Raw genomic sequence first — 15,174 nt, forward strand, 5'->3', positions numbered from 1 at the left:
GAATGCCTATTGCTATTTTATATTTCGAGGTCCTGCTATTTTATCGTACAGGCTTGCCCGGAAGGAACAACAGGCTTTGAAGCAGGGATCGTACCCCTTCAAAGCCTGTCTCGTATTCCTTTCACAACACTCTTCAATCCACCCAGTCTGCGATGAACAGGTTCGTGTCGCGCGTGCCGCCGTTGTTGCGGTTGCTCGACCAGATGATCTTCTTGCCGTCGGGAGAGAACATTGGGAAGGCATTGAAGATGCTCTCCGTGGTGATCTGCGTGAGGCCCGTTCCGTCGAGATCGACCATATAGAGCTGGAAGTCGTAGCCACGCGTCGAATGATGGTTCGACGAGAAGATGATCTTCTTGCCGGAAGGATGGAAGAACGGAGCCCAGTTCGCCTTGCCCAGATTAGTCACCTGACGGAGGTCCGAGCCATCGACGTTGCAGGTATAGATGTCCATCTCCGTCGGTGCCACGAGTCCCTGACGAAGCAGGTCCTTGTATTCGCGTTGGGCACTGTCCGTCTTCGGACGCGAGGCGCGGAAGACGAGCTTCCTGCCATCGGGAGAGAAGAAGGCGCCGCCGTCGTAGCCCAGGCCCGACGTGACCTGACGTTGATCGCTACCGTCGATGTTCATCGTCCACAGTTCGAGATCGCCCGAGCGATCGGACGTGAAGACGATCTTGTCGCCCTTCGGAGAGACGGTGGCCTCCGCGTCGTAGCCGGGATGATCGGTAAGCTTCTTGACGATACGGCCCGATTTGTCGGCGACGTAGATGTCGTACGATGGATAGACCGGCCACAGGTATTTGCGATCCTTGCGCGGCTCCGGTTCCGGTGGGCAGGCTTCGCCCCCTTCATGCGTCGAGGCATAGAGGATATGGACGTTGTCGGGCATGTAGTACGAGCATGTCGTGCGTCCTTTGCCGGTGGAGATCATGGGCGGACGCAGACCTTGCGTGGCCGAAGCGGCAGCGATGTCGAGATCGAAGATCTGATCGCACTGGACGTTCCAGGCCTTGTTGTTGCTCTGGAAGGATACGTGCGTTCCGTCCGGACTGAAGTACGCTTCGGCATTGTCGCCGCCGAACGTCAGTTGCCGTATGTTCTGCAGGTGCGATTCCTGCTTCTGGGCGAGGAGTGAAGTGGTGGTGAACAGCAGGGCTAGGAAGGTCTTCACGACGTAGGAACTCCGGAGTATCAGAAAAATGCCCACGTGATGCCGGCATTCAGGCCGAGCGACGACAGTTCTTCGCCGACGAGATGATGGTATCGGGCGATCACGAGGAAGGTCAGATTCGTGGTGGCGCGCAGCCCCACACCGCCGAATCCTCCGACGGTGAAGTGCGCTTCGTTATTGAGCTCGGAGATCGGGCGGCCGCTACCGAAGTTCAGCGTGACGAATGTCACGCCTGCGGAGATGCCTCCGAAAGGAACGATGTCCGACTCCGTATGCATGTAGCCCACGCCGCCCATGAGCGGGGTCAACTGGAGATTGAAGGCGGAGAGGTCCATCGTGCCCTGTGTGGTGGCTACGTTCTTGCCGAGGTTGAACCACGACGTACCCACCGTGCCGAAGATGCCGACGTTCTGCGATACGAAATGCCACAGTGTGGCGTTGATGCCGAAGGCGGGAGAAAGATCGAGTCCCTTGGCATCGTTGCCGAACGGAAGCTGTATGCCGGCGTCGAGTGCGATCTGCTGCCGGATCGCCGGCCGGAACATCTGCTGAGCGGATACTTCGAAAAGTCCGGTGAACGATACGACGAGGGCGATCAGGAACAAACGCATGTCATTTCTCCGTTTTAGCGCCGCAAGCTACGGAGAAACAGTATTTTTGTCCCTTATGTCTACACCTCCAACACAGAAGCGCGGCTATGATCTGCTGCGCGATCCGCGATACAACAAGGGCACGGCATTCACCGCCGAGGAACGTGATCGGTACGGGCTCACCGGTCTGCTGCCGGACATCGTCTCGTCTCCCGATACGCAGATGAAGCGTATCCAGTCCCATATCGACGGTCTGCCGACGGATCTCGACCGATACGTCTATTTCAGCGATCTGCAGGAGCGCAACGAGTCGCTCTACTATCGCATCCTGATGAGCGATCCTGTACGATACATGCCCGTCGTCTATACGCCGACGGTCGGCTTGGCCTGCCAGTTCTTCGGTCGCATGTACCGTCGTCCGAAGGGGCTTTTCATCTCCGCGAAACAGCGTGGTCGTATCGCGGAGGTCCTGCGTAACTGGCCAGAGGAAGACGTGCGCTTCATCGTCGTCACCGATGGTGAGCGTATTCTCGGTCTTGGCGACCTCGGTGCACAGGGGATGGGAATCTCCGTCGGCAAGCTGTCGCTGTATACGGCCTGTGCCGGCGTACCGCCGCATCATACCTTGCCCATCGTACTGGACGTGGGCACGAACAACGAAGAACTCCGCAACGATCCGTTCTACATCGGCATCCGCGAACCGCGGCTGAACGGCGATGACTACGATACCTTCATCGAAGAATTCGTCGCGGCCGTCGAAGAGGTATTCCCGGACTGTACGATCCAGTGGGAGGACTTCGCCAATCATCATGCAGTACCGGTCCTGAATCGCTACCGCCATCGCATCAGCAGTTTCAACGACGACATCCAGGGCACTGCGGCGACCGGTGTGGCCGGAATCCTGGCCGCCCTGCGCTTCAAGCAGGAGAAGCTGCAGGACCAGCGCTTCCTGTTCTTCGGTGCAGGCAGTGCCGGTGTGGGAATCGCGGACCTGCTCGTCTATGTCATGGTCAAGGACGGTATGTCGATCGACGACGCGCGCAAGCGCTGCTGGCTGGTCGACAGCAAGGGACTGGTGACGTCGACACGTACGGATCTCACCGAGAGCAAGGCTCCGTACGCGCACGACCACGCCGCCGTGGATACGCTGGTGGAATGCGTCCGTGCACTGCGTCCGACGGCCCTCATCGGCACGAGCACGATACCGAAAAGCTTCACGCAGGAAGTGATCGAACTCATGGCCGGCACTACGGAGCGGCCCATCATCTTCCCGTATTCCAACCCGACGTCGAAGAGCGAATGCTCCGCCGAAGAAGCCTATACGTGGACGAACGGCAAGGCCATCTTCGCCAGTGGCAGTCCGTTCCCGACTGTCGAGTTGAATGGCCGTACCTATCATCCCGGCCAGGGCAATAATGTCTACATCTTCCCTGCGATGGGACTCGCCGTCATGGCCGCACGGCCGCAACACATCCCCGACGGCGCCTTCGTGAGAGCGGCACGTACGCTCGCATCGCTCGTGACGCAGGAACAGTTCGACAAGGGACTGATCTATCCTCCGATGATGGATATCCGTACGTCGTCGATCACCGTCGCCGTCGCCATCGCCGAATACTTCTTCGAGAAGGGGCTGGCCCGTGCGGAACGCCCGGCGGATATCGCGGCGTTCGTGAAGAGTCTCGCCTGGGAACCCGAATACTAGATCTCTGCAAGTCTATTGCAGTTCGCCTTCGGTGATGACCCTGTTCCATAACTCCCGACCGGACTTGTCGAAGACGCGCAACGTAAGCACGCGCTTCTTCGACGGTCCGCCGACGGTGATGGTGCCGAAGTTATGCTGGCCCACGGCCGTACCGGGAACGCGAAAGGTGTTCGACTGGTCGTTGATGCCCGTATTGGCTCCTGCCGTCAGGCTCGAACACGTGAATTCATAGAGGGGATAGGTATCCGGACGGTCGAGCCTCGACAGTTCCGCGGCATGGATGTCGCCGCTGACGAAGAGAACGCCCTTGATGCCGTTGCGCGTGATCATGTCGATGATCTTCCTGCGCTCTTCCGGCATGCGTGCGAAGCACTCTTTCCGCACGTTGTCGGTAAGGAACTGGCTGCCTATGGCGATGATCTTGAACGTTGCCGTCGACGATGAAAGGGCATCGATCAGCCATTCGATCTGTTCGTTGCCGAGAATCGTACGTTCCCCGTCCTTGCGGTTGTTCGCCGCACGATAGTATCTGTCGTCGAGAAGGAAGAACTGGACGTCACCGGCCTCGAACGATGTGGCGATGCCTGGTCTGTCCATCACGCCATAAGACGGGTTCGGCCAGAACAGCCTGAATGCCTCGAGCGCGTTGTATTTGCCCCACCAGCTCCGGTCCGCATCGTTCGGGCCATAGTCGTGGTCGTCCCAGATCGCGTAGTGGGCCGTCGATGCGAGCAATGGCTGAAGTTCCGGCAGCGAGCGCGTATGCGTATAGCGATGGAGGATGCCTGTACGACTGTTCCAGTCGGGTTCGCGCAGATACGTGTTGTCGCCCAGCCACAGCATGAAGTCCGGACGTGCGGCATGGATGGCCGTCATGATCTCGTAGTCGCTGCCGTAGTTGCCGGTGCTGCGCTCGAAGCCTTCCTCGTTGACATAGAAGCAGGAGCCGAGGGCGATCGTATACGTCGGCGGTGGATCGGGGCGCCACTTCCATACCGGTTGCGTGCGGAAGCGGGTAGGGTAGTCGAAGCGGCAGGCCTTGCCGTTGATATGGACGTCATAGAGATAGGTGCGGCCGGGACGAACGCGGTCGGCGACCAGCGTCGCTGTGCATGCCGTGGCCTCCGATGTGCGGATCGTCCGCGTTCTGAACGCCTCGCTTGGTTGGCTGCTATCGCGGTACGTCACGTAGACATCGGCTTCGCTCTTCGTCTGGATCCAGATCCGTGCTTCCTGCATGTCGAGATGCCCGAGCATCGGACCTGCCTGAAGGACGCTTTGCTGGGCATGGAGAAGAGCGGGGATGAACAGGGCCGTCGCGAGCAGGAACGGCAGCATGCGGTAAGGGGAGAGCGTCGTGACCATGCCCGAAAATACATGGGGCATCGTCCATATCCGTAATAACGACACGCAATACGTCAAGACCGTTATCTTGACGCCATGAACACCAAGGAAGAAATAGCGGCCAACTGGCTGCCACGCTATACGGGTACTCCGATCAAGGATTTCGGAGACTACATCCTGCTCACGAACTTCAAGGGATACGTGGATCGCTTCGCCGAGCGTTGTGACGTTCCCGTGCGTGGGTTGGACAAGCCCATGCAGGTCGCGACGTCGAAGGAGGGGCTGAGTATCGTCAATTATGGCATCGGCTCGCCGAATGCCGCCCTCGTCATGGACCTGCTCGTGGCACGGCAACCGAAGGGCGTGCTTTTTCTGGGCAAGTGCGGCGGGCTCAAGGAGTCGACGGAGATCGGTCACTTCGTGCTGCCCATCGCGGCCATCCGCGGAGAGGGAACGAGCCTCGATTACTTCCCTCCCGAAGTGCCCGCCCTGCCGAGCTTCAAGCTGCACAAGTTCGTGTCGGACAAGATCCTGAAGCACCATCTGGAATACCGTACGGGCGTGGTCTATACGACGAATCGCCGTGTATGGGAATGGGACGTCGACTTCCGGCTGAGGCTGCGTTCGCTGAGCTGTCTGGCTATCGACATGGAAACCGCCACGATCTTCATCGTCGGTCACAAGAACGGCATCCCGAGAGGCGCCCTCCTGCTCGTGAGCGACGTGCCGATCGTCGCGGACGGCGTCAAGACCGAGGACTCGGACCGCCAGGTCAGCGAGAGATTCATGGACCTGCATCTGACCATCGGCATGGAAGCGATGACGGAGATCGGCACGAAGGGCGAGGAGATCAAGCACCTGCGCTGGGAAGGATGACGCTGCCGGCGATCGCCGTATCTTTGTTCCATGTCCGTCCTTGAAACATTGGCCCGCCTCGAGCATTCCTTCCGCCCCGGCCTCGTACGTCTTCCACCGAAGGTGGCCGTCAAGCTGTTCTCCATCGGCCGTACCGTCTTTTCCGAACGTTTCGCCAGGCAGCATGTCTCCAGACGTTCCGCCGACCTCCGCGGATACGACGGAGGCAGGGGGCTCCTGTCCGCACCTCTGTGGAATGCGGCAGGAATGTTCAAGAGTGGAGAGGGATACCACGTGGTGGCGGCACAGGGCGCCGGTGCCTACGTCGCGGGGACCACGACGTCGCGACCACGCACGGGCAACGTACGCGATGGCGTGAAGTGGCCGGTGACGGCCTACCCGCGCTCCGGTTCGGCATCGAACTGGCTCGGACTTCCGAACCCCGGTCATGCTGCCGTCGCGGCGCGACTTTCCAGGCTCGAACGTATCGAGGGATGTCCCGTCGGAGCGAGCGTGAGCGCCGATCCCGGTATGGCCGAGAACGAGGCTCTGCCCGCCCTGGCCCAGGGGATGCGCCAGTACATCGATGCCGGTGTGGATTATATCGAACTGAATGAATCCTGTCCGAACGTGCCGGGTCATTGCCATCAGGGCGTGGCGCTGGACGACGGTCTGCTGCGTCGTCTCGACTACGTGACGGAACATGTGCTGCGGCACCGTGAGCGCCCCTTGCCTGTCGTCGTGAAGTTCGGTACGGACACCAATCCCGATCAGGTGACGGACCTCGTCAGGGTGCTGCTCGATCTCGGCTTCGATGGTATCATCCTCGGCAATACCTCCACTGCCTATGCGGCGCGGCGCCCGATGATCATGCCCGAAGAACTGCCCGTCTACGACTATTTCACGTCGACCTTCGGCGGTGGGCTCAGCGGACGTGTGGTGAAGGCTTCCTCACTCGAGCTCTGCATCAGGGCCCGGCAGGCGCTGGCCGAGCACGGTCCGCATCGTCCCTTCGACATCATCCGCTGCGGTGGTGTGGAGACCGTCGACGACCTTCATGAGTCGTTCGATCACGGCATCATCCTGCATCAGTGGTATACGGGCTACTACGATGCCTTCGCGCGATACGGACATGATCTGTACCGGCGTCTCTTCACGGATCTCGACATGTATCGCATCACGGCCGATGCGGTACGCGGGCAGTTGATCGGGTCATGACGCCTTCACACGTAGATGTCGCTCATGCGATCAATGACGCGCGTCGTTGGCACGCTGGCGTGCCGTCTGCAACCGGATGTTGACGCTGTCGTACAATGCCCTGAACGTATCGGGATTGCGGGACATCGTGCGCAGTTCGGCTTCGAGGCTTTCCGGTGTATAGCCGTTCTTCGTCATCACCGCGCGAACGTTCGCCTGCGCGGCGGCGGAATCGGTGCCCTGCTCACGGGCGAGCACCACGGCCGTATATGTTTCGATCAGGTGTTGCGAAGGACCGTGCTGTTCGGTACAGGCCGTCGTGATGAGAAGCGTCAGTGCCGTGGCGGCCAGCGGTCGTTTCATTGCCGTTCGTCCGTAATGATGTCCATGTATTCGCGTGCGATGAAGATCAGTTCGTTCAGGATCATGGCCGTGGCGCCCCACAGCGGGGCGGCGGGGTGGACCTTCCAGTGCGGGACGTTCACGGATTGGCCGTAGAGCGTCCACGGTTCCTCCGCGACGTTGGCCGGATCGATCAGATCCGATAGGTGCAGCAGGAAGACTTCCTGCACTTCGGCCTCGCTGAGTCTGTAGTGTTCGGGAATATGCACCCTGCCCACGACCGGTGTCACCGCCGAGTTCGAGGGCGGAATATACAAGGGACTGAGCGTTCCGAGAACGACGACGTCATCGGGGGCGATGCCGACTTCCTCGTCGAGTTCCCGCAGGGCCGCATCGATGATCTCCTCGCCATCGTCCACCCGTCCTCCAGGGAAGGATATCTGGCCCTTGTGGTTCCTCAGGTGTTCGCTGCGGAGGGTGAGCATGATGCTCGGCAGTATGCCGGCCATCTCGATCAGCGGGACCAGTACCGCGCTCTGCCGCGCACCATCAGGCGGTGCCGCCAGCCGCTTCGCCGCATCCGGTATCGCGGGCACGAACTGCCGGTGTGCGCGTAATCCCGGAAGGGGTTCGTGCAGGCGCTGTTCGAGATAGGTGATGAAGTCCATGGAAGGTTTGGGATGGCTCAGGTATGAATCTACGGGAATCCATGCGACGATTTACACGGACTCCACGTGTGTGATTCTGCCGTGTGGTCTATATTCGTGACTCACTCAACAAGGATAGATCATGCCGGCTCATAAGGTTCCTTCCGTCGACAAGTCGAACATGTTCGAAGTGCTGTACAACGTTCCCGACCAGATACGGGAGGCCGTGGCCATCGGCGAGCAGGCGCCGCTCTTCGCGAAGAAGGCCGCATCGAACCGGTACGCCATCTTCGGACTCGGCGGAAGTGCCATCGGCGGGGACCTGCTGCGCAGCTATGCAGCGGCGACGCCGGGAGCCGATCATCTCATGCTCTCCGTCCATCGCGGCTACACCGTTCCCGGGTGGGTGGACGCAGCCACCAACGTCGTCTGCTCGAGCTATTCCGGCGATACGGAGGAAACCCTGTCCGCCTATGCCGCCGTGGTGAAGAAGACGCAGCGGATTCTCTGCATCTCCACCGGAGGCAGGATCTCGACGAAGGCGGCGAAGGCCGGCTATCCGCTCGTGACCGTGCCGAAGGGCTATCAGCCGCGTTGCGCCCTGGCCTATTCGTTCTTCCCGCTCCTCACCATCATGGGACGCAGCGGAGCCTTCGAGCCGAAGGCCGTCAAGGCCAGTAACAAGGGCGTCGCCGAACTGCTCGAGTCCATCGAGGCACTGCGAGACCTGTTCGCATCGACGTCGCCGAAGAACCCTGCCTTCGTCCTGGCGAAGAAGCTGCATGGAACCTTCCCCGTCATCTATTCGGCATCGGAGCGCATGGATGCCGTTAATCTGCGCTGGCGCGGTCAGATCCAGGAGAACAGCAAGCAGGTGGCCTTCGGCCACGTCCTGCCGGAAATGAACCATAACGAGATCAACGGCTGGCAGCATCCCAGGGGCCTCACCAAGCAGTTCAGCGTCGTCCTCCTCCGGGATATCGACGACCACAAGCGCGTCCAGCTCCGGTTCGACGCCCTGAAGGAGATCATCCGCAAGAACGTCAAGAACATCATGACGGTCGAGGGGGTGGGGTCGACCCTGCTCAGCCGGATGTTCACGGCCATCTATCTTGGCGACTGGATGAGCTGGCATCTGGCCATCCTCAACAACGTGGACCCCACACCCGTGCCCGTCATCCAGCAGCTCAAGGCCCGTCTGGCCGAGGTCTGACGACCGGGCCATGGTTTTTCCACATAAACCCCGTATCTTTGAAGTCCCTGAAATCTCATTGATGCGGAGAACCCTATGGCCACGGCGAGCAAGTCTGCTGAGACGAAGCGGCCGAAGCGCAAGGCGAAGTACATTCTGCTCTATTCGCCCTTCCTGATGCGGGAGACGAAGCACGAGCTTATCGGAGAACCGCTCGAAACGGAGAACGGACGCCAGCAATGGGCCCGTTGCAGTGTGAGCCACCACTCGCAACTCGTCAACCTGGATGCATTGCAGGCACTTACGGACAAGTCCGTTGCCCAGATACGTCTGTCGCGCGAGGATTCGAAGGACTATTCCCCGAAGAACGAGTATCAGGTCGGTGATGTGATCTACCACAAGACCTGGGACGATGTCGGTATCGTGCGGTCGAAGGAAGTCATGACGAACGGACGTGCCAGCCTGATCGTGCACTTCGAGAAGAACAAGGAAAAACGTCTCGTCGAGAACGTCAAGTAATAAGTAACCCAACCAACCCTAATCTGAGGATCTGTCTGTGATCGGAGTTACCATCCAGAGCAACGAGTCCATCGACCGCGCCCTGCGCCGCTTCAAGAAGAAGTACGAGCGTTCGGGTGTGCTGCGTGAGTTCAAGAAGCGTGCGTTCTTCGTCAAGCCCAGCGTTGACCGTCGCATGTCTCGCCTGAAGGCGGCTCGCCGTCAGCACCGTCAGCAGATGGAACAGGACTGATCCTTTTCGGCTCTGTGCGACGCTTACCATCGAAGGCGCTTCTCGTCATGAGAGGCGCCTTTTCGTGCTTGTAGTCGTCCGTTCGAAAGGTATGCGGTAGCCGTACCGGCACTATCTGTGCGCCGCGTTCCAGTGCGCGACTTCTTCCACGTCGCTGAAATGGATGCGGTCGGTGCCGATCACCTGATACGTTTCATGGCCCTTGCCGGCGATGAGGACGATGTCGCCCGGCTTCGCCCGGTCGAGCGCCTGGGTGATGGCCAGTCGCCGATCCAGTTCCACGGTCGCGCGAGTCCTGTCCGTAATGCCTGAAAGGATGCCGTCGGCGATGTTCCCGGGATTCTCGCTGCGAGGGTTGTCGTTCGTGATCCATGCATGATCAGCATGCTCCGTGGCGATGCGTCCCATGGCCGGACGCTTGGTGGAGTCGCGATCCCCGCCGCAGCCGAAGACCGTATAGAGCTTCGAACCGGTCGGCACGAGTTCCTGCAGGACCGTCAACGCCTGTTCCAGCGCGTCGGGAGTATGGGCGTAGTCCACTACGGCTACGGCGCCGCTGGCCAGCGGATAGCGTTCCATACGACCTGCCGGCCCCTTGATCCTTGCCATGCATTCGGCCACTTTCGCCGGTGGCATGCCTTCCTGTATCGCCGTCACGGCGCAGAGCGCGGCATTGGCCACGTTGAACCGTCCGATCAGTTGCGTGGTGATAACGAGATCGTGGGGGACGTCGGTACGGCGGCGCGGGGGCAGGACGAGGGTGAAGGTCGTGCCATGGGCGCCGACGGAAATGTCCTCCACGGCGACGTCGTTGTCGTCGTTCGTGCCGACGCGAACGATACGGCGAGCCTTGCAATCCTGCACCATGAACTCCGCATACGGGTCGTCGCCCCAGACGATGGCCGCCGCATCCTGACCGAGGCCGTCGAACAGACGTTTCTTCGTAGCGGCATAGGCTTCCATCGTACCGTGGTAGTCGAGGTGATCGTGCGTCAGATTCGTGAAAAGCGCTGCCGAGAACTTGATGCCATACGTGCGGTACTGGTCCAGGGCGTGTGAACTCACCTCCATGCAGACGGTATCGACGCGGTGCTTTCTCATCGTGACGAAGATGTCGCACAGGACGTCGACATGTGGCGTCGTATAGCCGAAGTCCTGGGTCGTCCCATCGTAGCGGATGCCCGTGGTTCCGATGAAGCCGGTCGTACGTCCGCTCGTCCTGAACAGTTGTTCCAGGATCGTCGCGCACGTCGTCTTGCCGTTCGTTCCCGTGACGCCGTAGATGCGCAGGCCCTCCGAGGGCTGGTTTCTGATGAAGTGGACGATCCGTGCATAGGCCAGTCGGGTATCGGCGACGGCGACGGCCGTGATCGACGATGGAATCGTCGTGCGATCGTAGTCCATGTCGACGACGATGCATACGGCCCCCTTGTCGATGGCATCCTTGATCGTCGAATGTCCGTCGAAGGATGTGCCGCGGATGGCGACGAACAGTGATCCTGCCACGACATGCCGTGAATCGGCCGTGGTGTGGAGGATCATCGTGTCGGCCTGTCCCTGCACGATGGCGTCGGGCAAGAGGCGAAGAAGGGCGAGCAGGTTCGTCACTTCGAGGGTTCCTCCAGCGACGGCATATGGAGCTTCACGGGGTTCTTGTCCTGCTTCCTGCGGAAACGGAGATTCAGCATCTCGACGGCGACGGAGAAGGCCATGGCGAAGTAGATGTAGGGTTTGGGTACCTCTACATGGAAGCCTTCGAGAACGAGGACCATGCCGACCATGAGGAGGAAGGCCAGTGCCAGGATCTTGATCGTCGGATGCTGCTCGATGAAGCGGGAAATGCTGCCTGCGCTGAGCTGCATCACGATCACGGCGACGATCACCGCGATAATCATCACCTCGATATGCTGTGTAAGGCCGATGGCCGTGATCACCGAATCGATGGAGAAGACCAGGTCGAGGGCGATGATCTGGACGATCATTCCCGCGAACGACGATCGGCGGCCGCCGCCGGCGCCATGTTCCTCGCCTTCGAGCTTGTTGTGGAGTTCCGTCGTCGCCTTTGCCAGCAGGAAGAAGCCGCCGCCGAACATGATCAGATCCCGCCCGCTCACCCCATGGCCGAATATGCTGAACAGGGGATGGACGAGTCCCGCGATGAAGGTCGCACCGAAGAGGAAGACGACACGCAGGATCAACGCCAGGGACAGGCCGATGGCTCGTGCGCGCCCTTGCTGATCATGCGGCAGGCGTGCCACGATGATGCTGATGAAAATCAGATTGTCGATGCCCAGGACTATTTCCAGGACCGTCAACGTAAGTAAGGACAGCAGTCCTTCGGGGGAGATCAGGTATTCCATACTGGTAGGGCGGTTGTACGTCCGTGTCGGAGGCGAAGTTACAAAGGATGGGGGAGCGGTGGGAAGGGGCTATACTTGGCAGGATCCACGATGCAGGTTGGTTCACGAAGGCCATGGGCGATCATGCCGGTATCCTTCATACGATGGAATCAGATTGGTCGTATCCGAGAGTAACGAGCGACTTGGATTCCAGACTCATATGTCCGATATTCAATCCGGAAATAAGCTATCAAAGATCTGTACTCGTGGGCAACGCAGCCCTACCCGGAGCAACGGGCGCTGGCCGAGACAATCAACCCTATTATTGCATGCGACGGCGACGTCGTGCGAGAGTATGCCACGCGGCGGAAACTGCCGCTGCGCGACGTACAGGACATGACAACGGCCACACGGCTGACCGCATCGCGGCGGTATCTCGTGGTTAACTCGGATATGGTCATCATTGGTCCTATTGGGATGACGAGATGTCCCCGGCGACCGAGTTGACGGCTCACGCGATGGAATTGAAGCTGCAAGGCAATGAGTTTTTCGCCGAGATGTTCCCTGGCATACACGGTGAACTGGTCCGGTGGGCGGATAGAATACTAGAAGGCGAGAAATGAGCGAGACACGCACCTACGCCACAACGGAAGAATAGGACGAGTGGCACCGGCTGGAATCGGAATACCGGGCTGCGTATCCCGGCGACACGGAGTACGTGGCGCTCTACGTGGCCTACGGCCCCCGGCGCATGGCCGAGGTGCTACGGGCTGCAGCCGGTCGCCGGGTCGTGATTGACGGCATTGTCGACCCATCGGCCCGAGGCGGCGGCGGGGTGAGCTGGCATTACGAATAGGCCGGGTACTCCGTTTCGGGGATATGGTATACTGGTTGAATAGCTATATTGATATGGGGTTAGCCGTGTTGTTTATGGAGGTGCGGTATGATCCGCTGAATAGTAGTGTTGTTGCTGGTAGCGTGCTCCTGCGTTCCAGCGTTTGCCCAATGTGATTCGTCCTTCCAGTTCTACCGTCCGGATGCAAAGATCTATCCGCTGGGGCCGAATGGTGCCGATACCACTGTTCCTATTGACCCGCGCATCTGGACGGCACAGTGGCACTTCGAGACGCAATCCGATTCGACGGTAACGAAGCTCGTCTTCGACGACTTCCTGAGCAATGGGCGACGTATCTGGCTGGATAGCTGGTGCCGCGAAAAGGTGTGGAACTGGAACAAGACGACGAAGCAGTATTTCAACGAGGTTACCAACGCCCAGTTGAGTCAAAAGTCGCGTACTGCATACATGCCCGTTATCGCGGGAGACACCATCGGCTTCTTCCGCTACGCATACTGGGTCAAGCGGGGCGGAGCGGCCAACGTTCCACTGTCGAAGTACGTATCCGATGATGTAGTGTCGTATTCCGTCGAGCTGGTGCGGCAGTCGAACGGCCAGCGCATGGCCCTGCTCGACACCTTCCGCATCAGTCAGAGCGGGGCGTCGTCTCCCTGCGTCTACTCCGTCTATCCGCTGGCATCGAAGGTCCGCTACGTCATCCCATCCGCCATTACGGATACGGTGTTCGCCTGCATCCGCGTCAACGTCTTTACCGATGGTGGATCGAACGATACGTTCACACGGGGCGACGTCTTCAGTACGGCGCGCGTCCGGATATTCCTGAATAATCCTACGTTCGAGAACTTCATGTCCATCGTCAATGCGGATAATGCGTGTGTTGCGTCGGCCGGAAACTGCGGCATGGCCGTTAGGGGCGGCACGACGGGTACGATAAATGCGTCCGTCTCGTCGAACACCATCGTGCAGGTGAAGGCGTTCTCGCAGCAAGGGGTGCCGGTGGCCGAGGCTGCCGTGACGAGTTGGCCCAGCTCGAAGTCGCTTACGACGGGGCCGGGTCTCTTCATCGTCTGCGGCATCAATAGCGTTGGTGCTGTCGTCTGCACGAGTACGATGATGGTGCAGTAATTATCCTTGAACACATAGGTATGTCGATAACCATGATTAGAATGGCCATTCTGGCCATCGTCACGCTCATGATGGGTATGACGAGCGCCGTACATGCCCTCACGTCGAAGCAGAATCCACGTCCAGCGGCGAACGACCCGCTGTGCGATCCGTCGTCCGGGGCCGCCACCGACGTGGCTGTCGCCGGTGGGCGCTCGTGCTATTGTTCTGAATCAAAGAGCGGCGGCGTTGGATACGCCGGAACGCTGTATCCTTTGATTGCCATTGTCGGAGTATACAACGTGAGCGTCGTGATTGAATGCACCCCGGAGCAATTCAACAGTACATCCACGACATGCACGCGGCGTAGCGATTGTTCACCTGACGCCACATACTCGATGCCTGGCTGGATGTATGACTGGACGACGCCCGTACAAAAGCCGATCTTCACCATTGAGGCGGGGCCGGGCAGTGCGCCGTAACATGGGCGCACGCAACCGATGATGACAAGGCCCGCCACGAGCCTTGTCATATGAACGTCTTACTCGAATGCCGGGTTGCACGAGGAAGTCGATCCCCGCCTTCGCGACGAGTCCAGCGTGCTCGGCGAGTCTCTTTTCCTGCTCTGGCCGTAGACCCATGAAGCGCCACAGTCTGCGGCTGCGGCCTGCGCCGGTTACCGAGAGCCAGAGGCCTTCCGTTCCTGCACGGGATCGTCGAATCCGATGCGCACGGTCTCGTCGGTTACGCCGGCGACATTGAGGTTCCGCATCATGGCCCCGGTCGACGTCAGCCAATCGCCGTCCGTTTTCTGCCCGCGCATGGCTCTCAGGTCCTTGTACCCGCCCTTGACCACAGCCCACAATTTCCCGTCCTTCGCCTTGAATGGTGCCAAGCGTCCTTCCTTCGCGAATCCAGCGTACGCCCGTATGGAGCGCAGGCGTCCGGCTGGTATGGCGAACGGGCGCGTGCTGTACTGGACGCCTTCCGGTCGTAGCCGATGCCCTGACGGACGTTCTCTTCGATCATGGAGACGGCGCGTACGCCGATGGCCTCAAGGATGTCACGCTTTGTCATGCGA

The 15,174-nt window shown here is 59.9% G+C and carries 16 protein-coding genes; 8 read left to right on the forward strand and 8 right to left on the reverse strand.

The genetic code is table 11. The annotated features are described in order from the left end of the window. Positions 1-133: 133 nt before the first annotated feature. Positions 134-1,174, reverse strand: a complete 1,041-nt coding sequence (locus BGO89_09540; GenBank protein OJX57341.1) for a hypothetical protein — start codon at positions 1,172-1,174, stop codon at positions 134-136. 20 nt (positions 1,175-1,194) lie between these two features. After that, entirely contained in the window at positions 1,195-1,785 is a 591-nt protein-coding gene (locus BGO89_09545) for a hypothetical protein (GenBank protein ID OJX56766.1), read from the reverse strand. Positions 1,786-1,840: 55 nt separating this feature from the next. Here BGO89_09545 and BGO89_09550 point away from each other — a divergent pair, with 55 nt between their 5' ends. After that, on the forward strand, positions 1,841-3,466 hold the full coding sequence (locus tag BGO89_09550; protein OJX56767.1) for an NAD-dependent malic enzyme: 1,626 nt from the start codon (positions 1,841-1,843) through the stop codon (positions 3,464-3,466). Between the two features lie 12 nt (positions 3,467-3,478). Here the strand turns inward: BGO89_09550 and BGO89_09555 are convergent, their stop codons facing one another. Continuing rightward, entirely contained in the window at positions 3,479-4,804 is a 1,326-nt protein-coding gene (locus BGO89_09555; GenBank protein OJX57342.1) for a hypothetical protein, read from the reverse strand. 102 nt (positions 4,805-4,906) lie between these two features. Here BGO89_09555 and BGO89_09560 point away from each other — a divergent pair, with 102 nt between their 5' ends. Together BGO89_09560 and BGO89_09565 are read left to right on the forward strand one after the other, a co-directional pair. After that, positions 4,907-5,686: an AMP nucleosidase gene (locus BGO89_09560; protein ID OJX56768.1), complete on the forward strand. Its 780-nt coding sequence runs from the start codon at positions 4,907-4,909 to the stop codon at positions 5,684-5,686. Positions 5,687-5,716: 30 nt separating this feature from the next. Continuing rightward, the gene (locus tag BGO89_09565; GenBank protein OJX56769.1) at positions 5,717-6,883 is read left to right on the forward strand and encodes a hypothetical protein; all 1,167 of its coding nucleotides are present in this window, start codon (positions 5,717-5,719) and stop codon (positions 6,881-6,883) included. Positions 6,884-6,913: 30 nt separating this feature from the next. Here the strand turns inward: BGO89_09565 and BGO89_09570 are convergent, their stop codons facing one another. Further along, complete coding sequence (locus BGO89_09570; protein ID OJX56770.1) at positions 6,914-7,225, reverse strand: hypothetical protein; 312 nt, start codon at positions 7,223-7,225, stop codon at positions 6,914-6,916. Further along, positions 7,222-7,872 (reverse strand): hypothetical protein, encoded by a 651-nt coding sequence (locus tag BGO89_09575; GenBank protein OJX56771.1) that lies wholly within the window; start codon positions 7,870-7,872, stop codon positions 7,222-7,224. Before BGO89_09575 ends, BGO89_09570 begins: the two co-directional genes overlap by 4 nt. 121 nt (positions 7,873-7,993) lie before the next feature. On the opposite strand from BGO89_09575, the gene BGO89_09580 reads away from it, so the two are divergent. From BGO89_09580 to BGO89_09590, 3 genes are all read left to right on the forward strand, one after another. Continuing rightward, positions 7,994-9,064 carry a bifunctional phosphoglucose/phosphomannose isomerase gene (locus BGO89_09580; protein OJX56772.1) on the forward strand — a complete coding sequence of 357 codons (1,071 nt, stop codon included), beginning with the start codon at positions 7,994-7,996 and terminating at the stop codon, positions 9,062-9,064. Positions 9,065-9,139: 75 nt separating this feature from the next. Then, on the forward strand, positions 9,140-9,562 hold the full coding sequence (locus BGO89_09585) for a hypothetical protein (protein OJX56773.1): 423 nt from the start codon (positions 9,140-9,142) through the stop codon (positions 9,560-9,562). Between the two features lie 37 nt (positions 9,563-9,599). Next, on the forward strand, positions 9,600-9,794 hold the full coding sequence (locus BGO89_09590; GenBank protein ID OJX56774.1) for a 30S ribosomal protein S21: 195 nt from the start codon (positions 9,600-9,602) through the stop codon (positions 9,792-9,794). Positions 9,795-9,905: 111 nt separating this feature from the next. On the opposite strand, the gene BGO89_09595 is transcribed toward BGO89_09590, so the two are convergent. Beyond that, a complete protein-coding gene (locus tag BGO89_09595; GenBank protein ID OJX56775.1) occupies positions 9,906-11,402 on the reverse strand; it encodes a UDP-N-acetylmuramoyl-L-alanyl-D-glutamate--2,6-diaminopimelate ligase in 1,497 nt (498 codons plus the stop codon). After that, positions 11,399-12,154 carry a hypothetical protein gene (locus BGO89_09600; GenBank protein ID OJX56776.1) on the reverse strand — a complete coding sequence of 252 codons (756 nt, stop codon included), beginning with the start codon at positions 12,152-12,154 and terminating at the stop codon, positions 11,399-11,401. The genes BGO89_09595 and BGO89_09600 overlap by 4 nt, the downstream gene beginning before the upstream one ends. 946 nt (positions 12,155-13,100) lie before the next feature. On the opposite strand from BGO89_09600, the gene BGO89_09605 reads away from it, so the two are divergent. Together BGO89_09605 and BGO89_09610 are read left to right on the forward strand one after the other, a co-directional pair. Next, entirely contained in the window at positions 13,101-14,114 is a 1,014-nt protein-coding gene (locus BGO89_09605; protein ID OJX56777.1) for a hypothetical protein, read from the forward strand. 20 nt (positions 14,115-14,134) lie between these two features. Next, complete coding sequence (locus tag BGO89_09610; GenBank protein ID OJX56778.1) at positions 14,135-14,575, forward strand: hypothetical protein; 441 nt, start codon at positions 14,135-14,137, stop codon at positions 14,573-14,575. A gap of 194 nt (positions 14,576-14,769) precedes the next feature. On the opposite strand, the gene BGO89_09615 is transcribed toward BGO89_09610, so the two are convergent. Continuing rightward, complete coding sequence (locus BGO89_09615) at positions 14,770-14,949, reverse strand: hypothetical protein (protein ID OJX56779.1); 180 nt, start codon at positions 14,947-14,949, stop codon at positions 14,770-14,772. Positions 14,950-15,174 lie beyond the last annotated feature (225 nt).

The organism is Candidatus Kapaibacterium thiocyanatum (assembly GCA_001899175.1).
Taxonomy (GTDB): Bacteria; Bacteroidota; Ignavibacteria; order Kapaibacteriales; family Kapaibacteriaceae; genus Kapaibacterium; species Kapaibacterium thiocyanatum.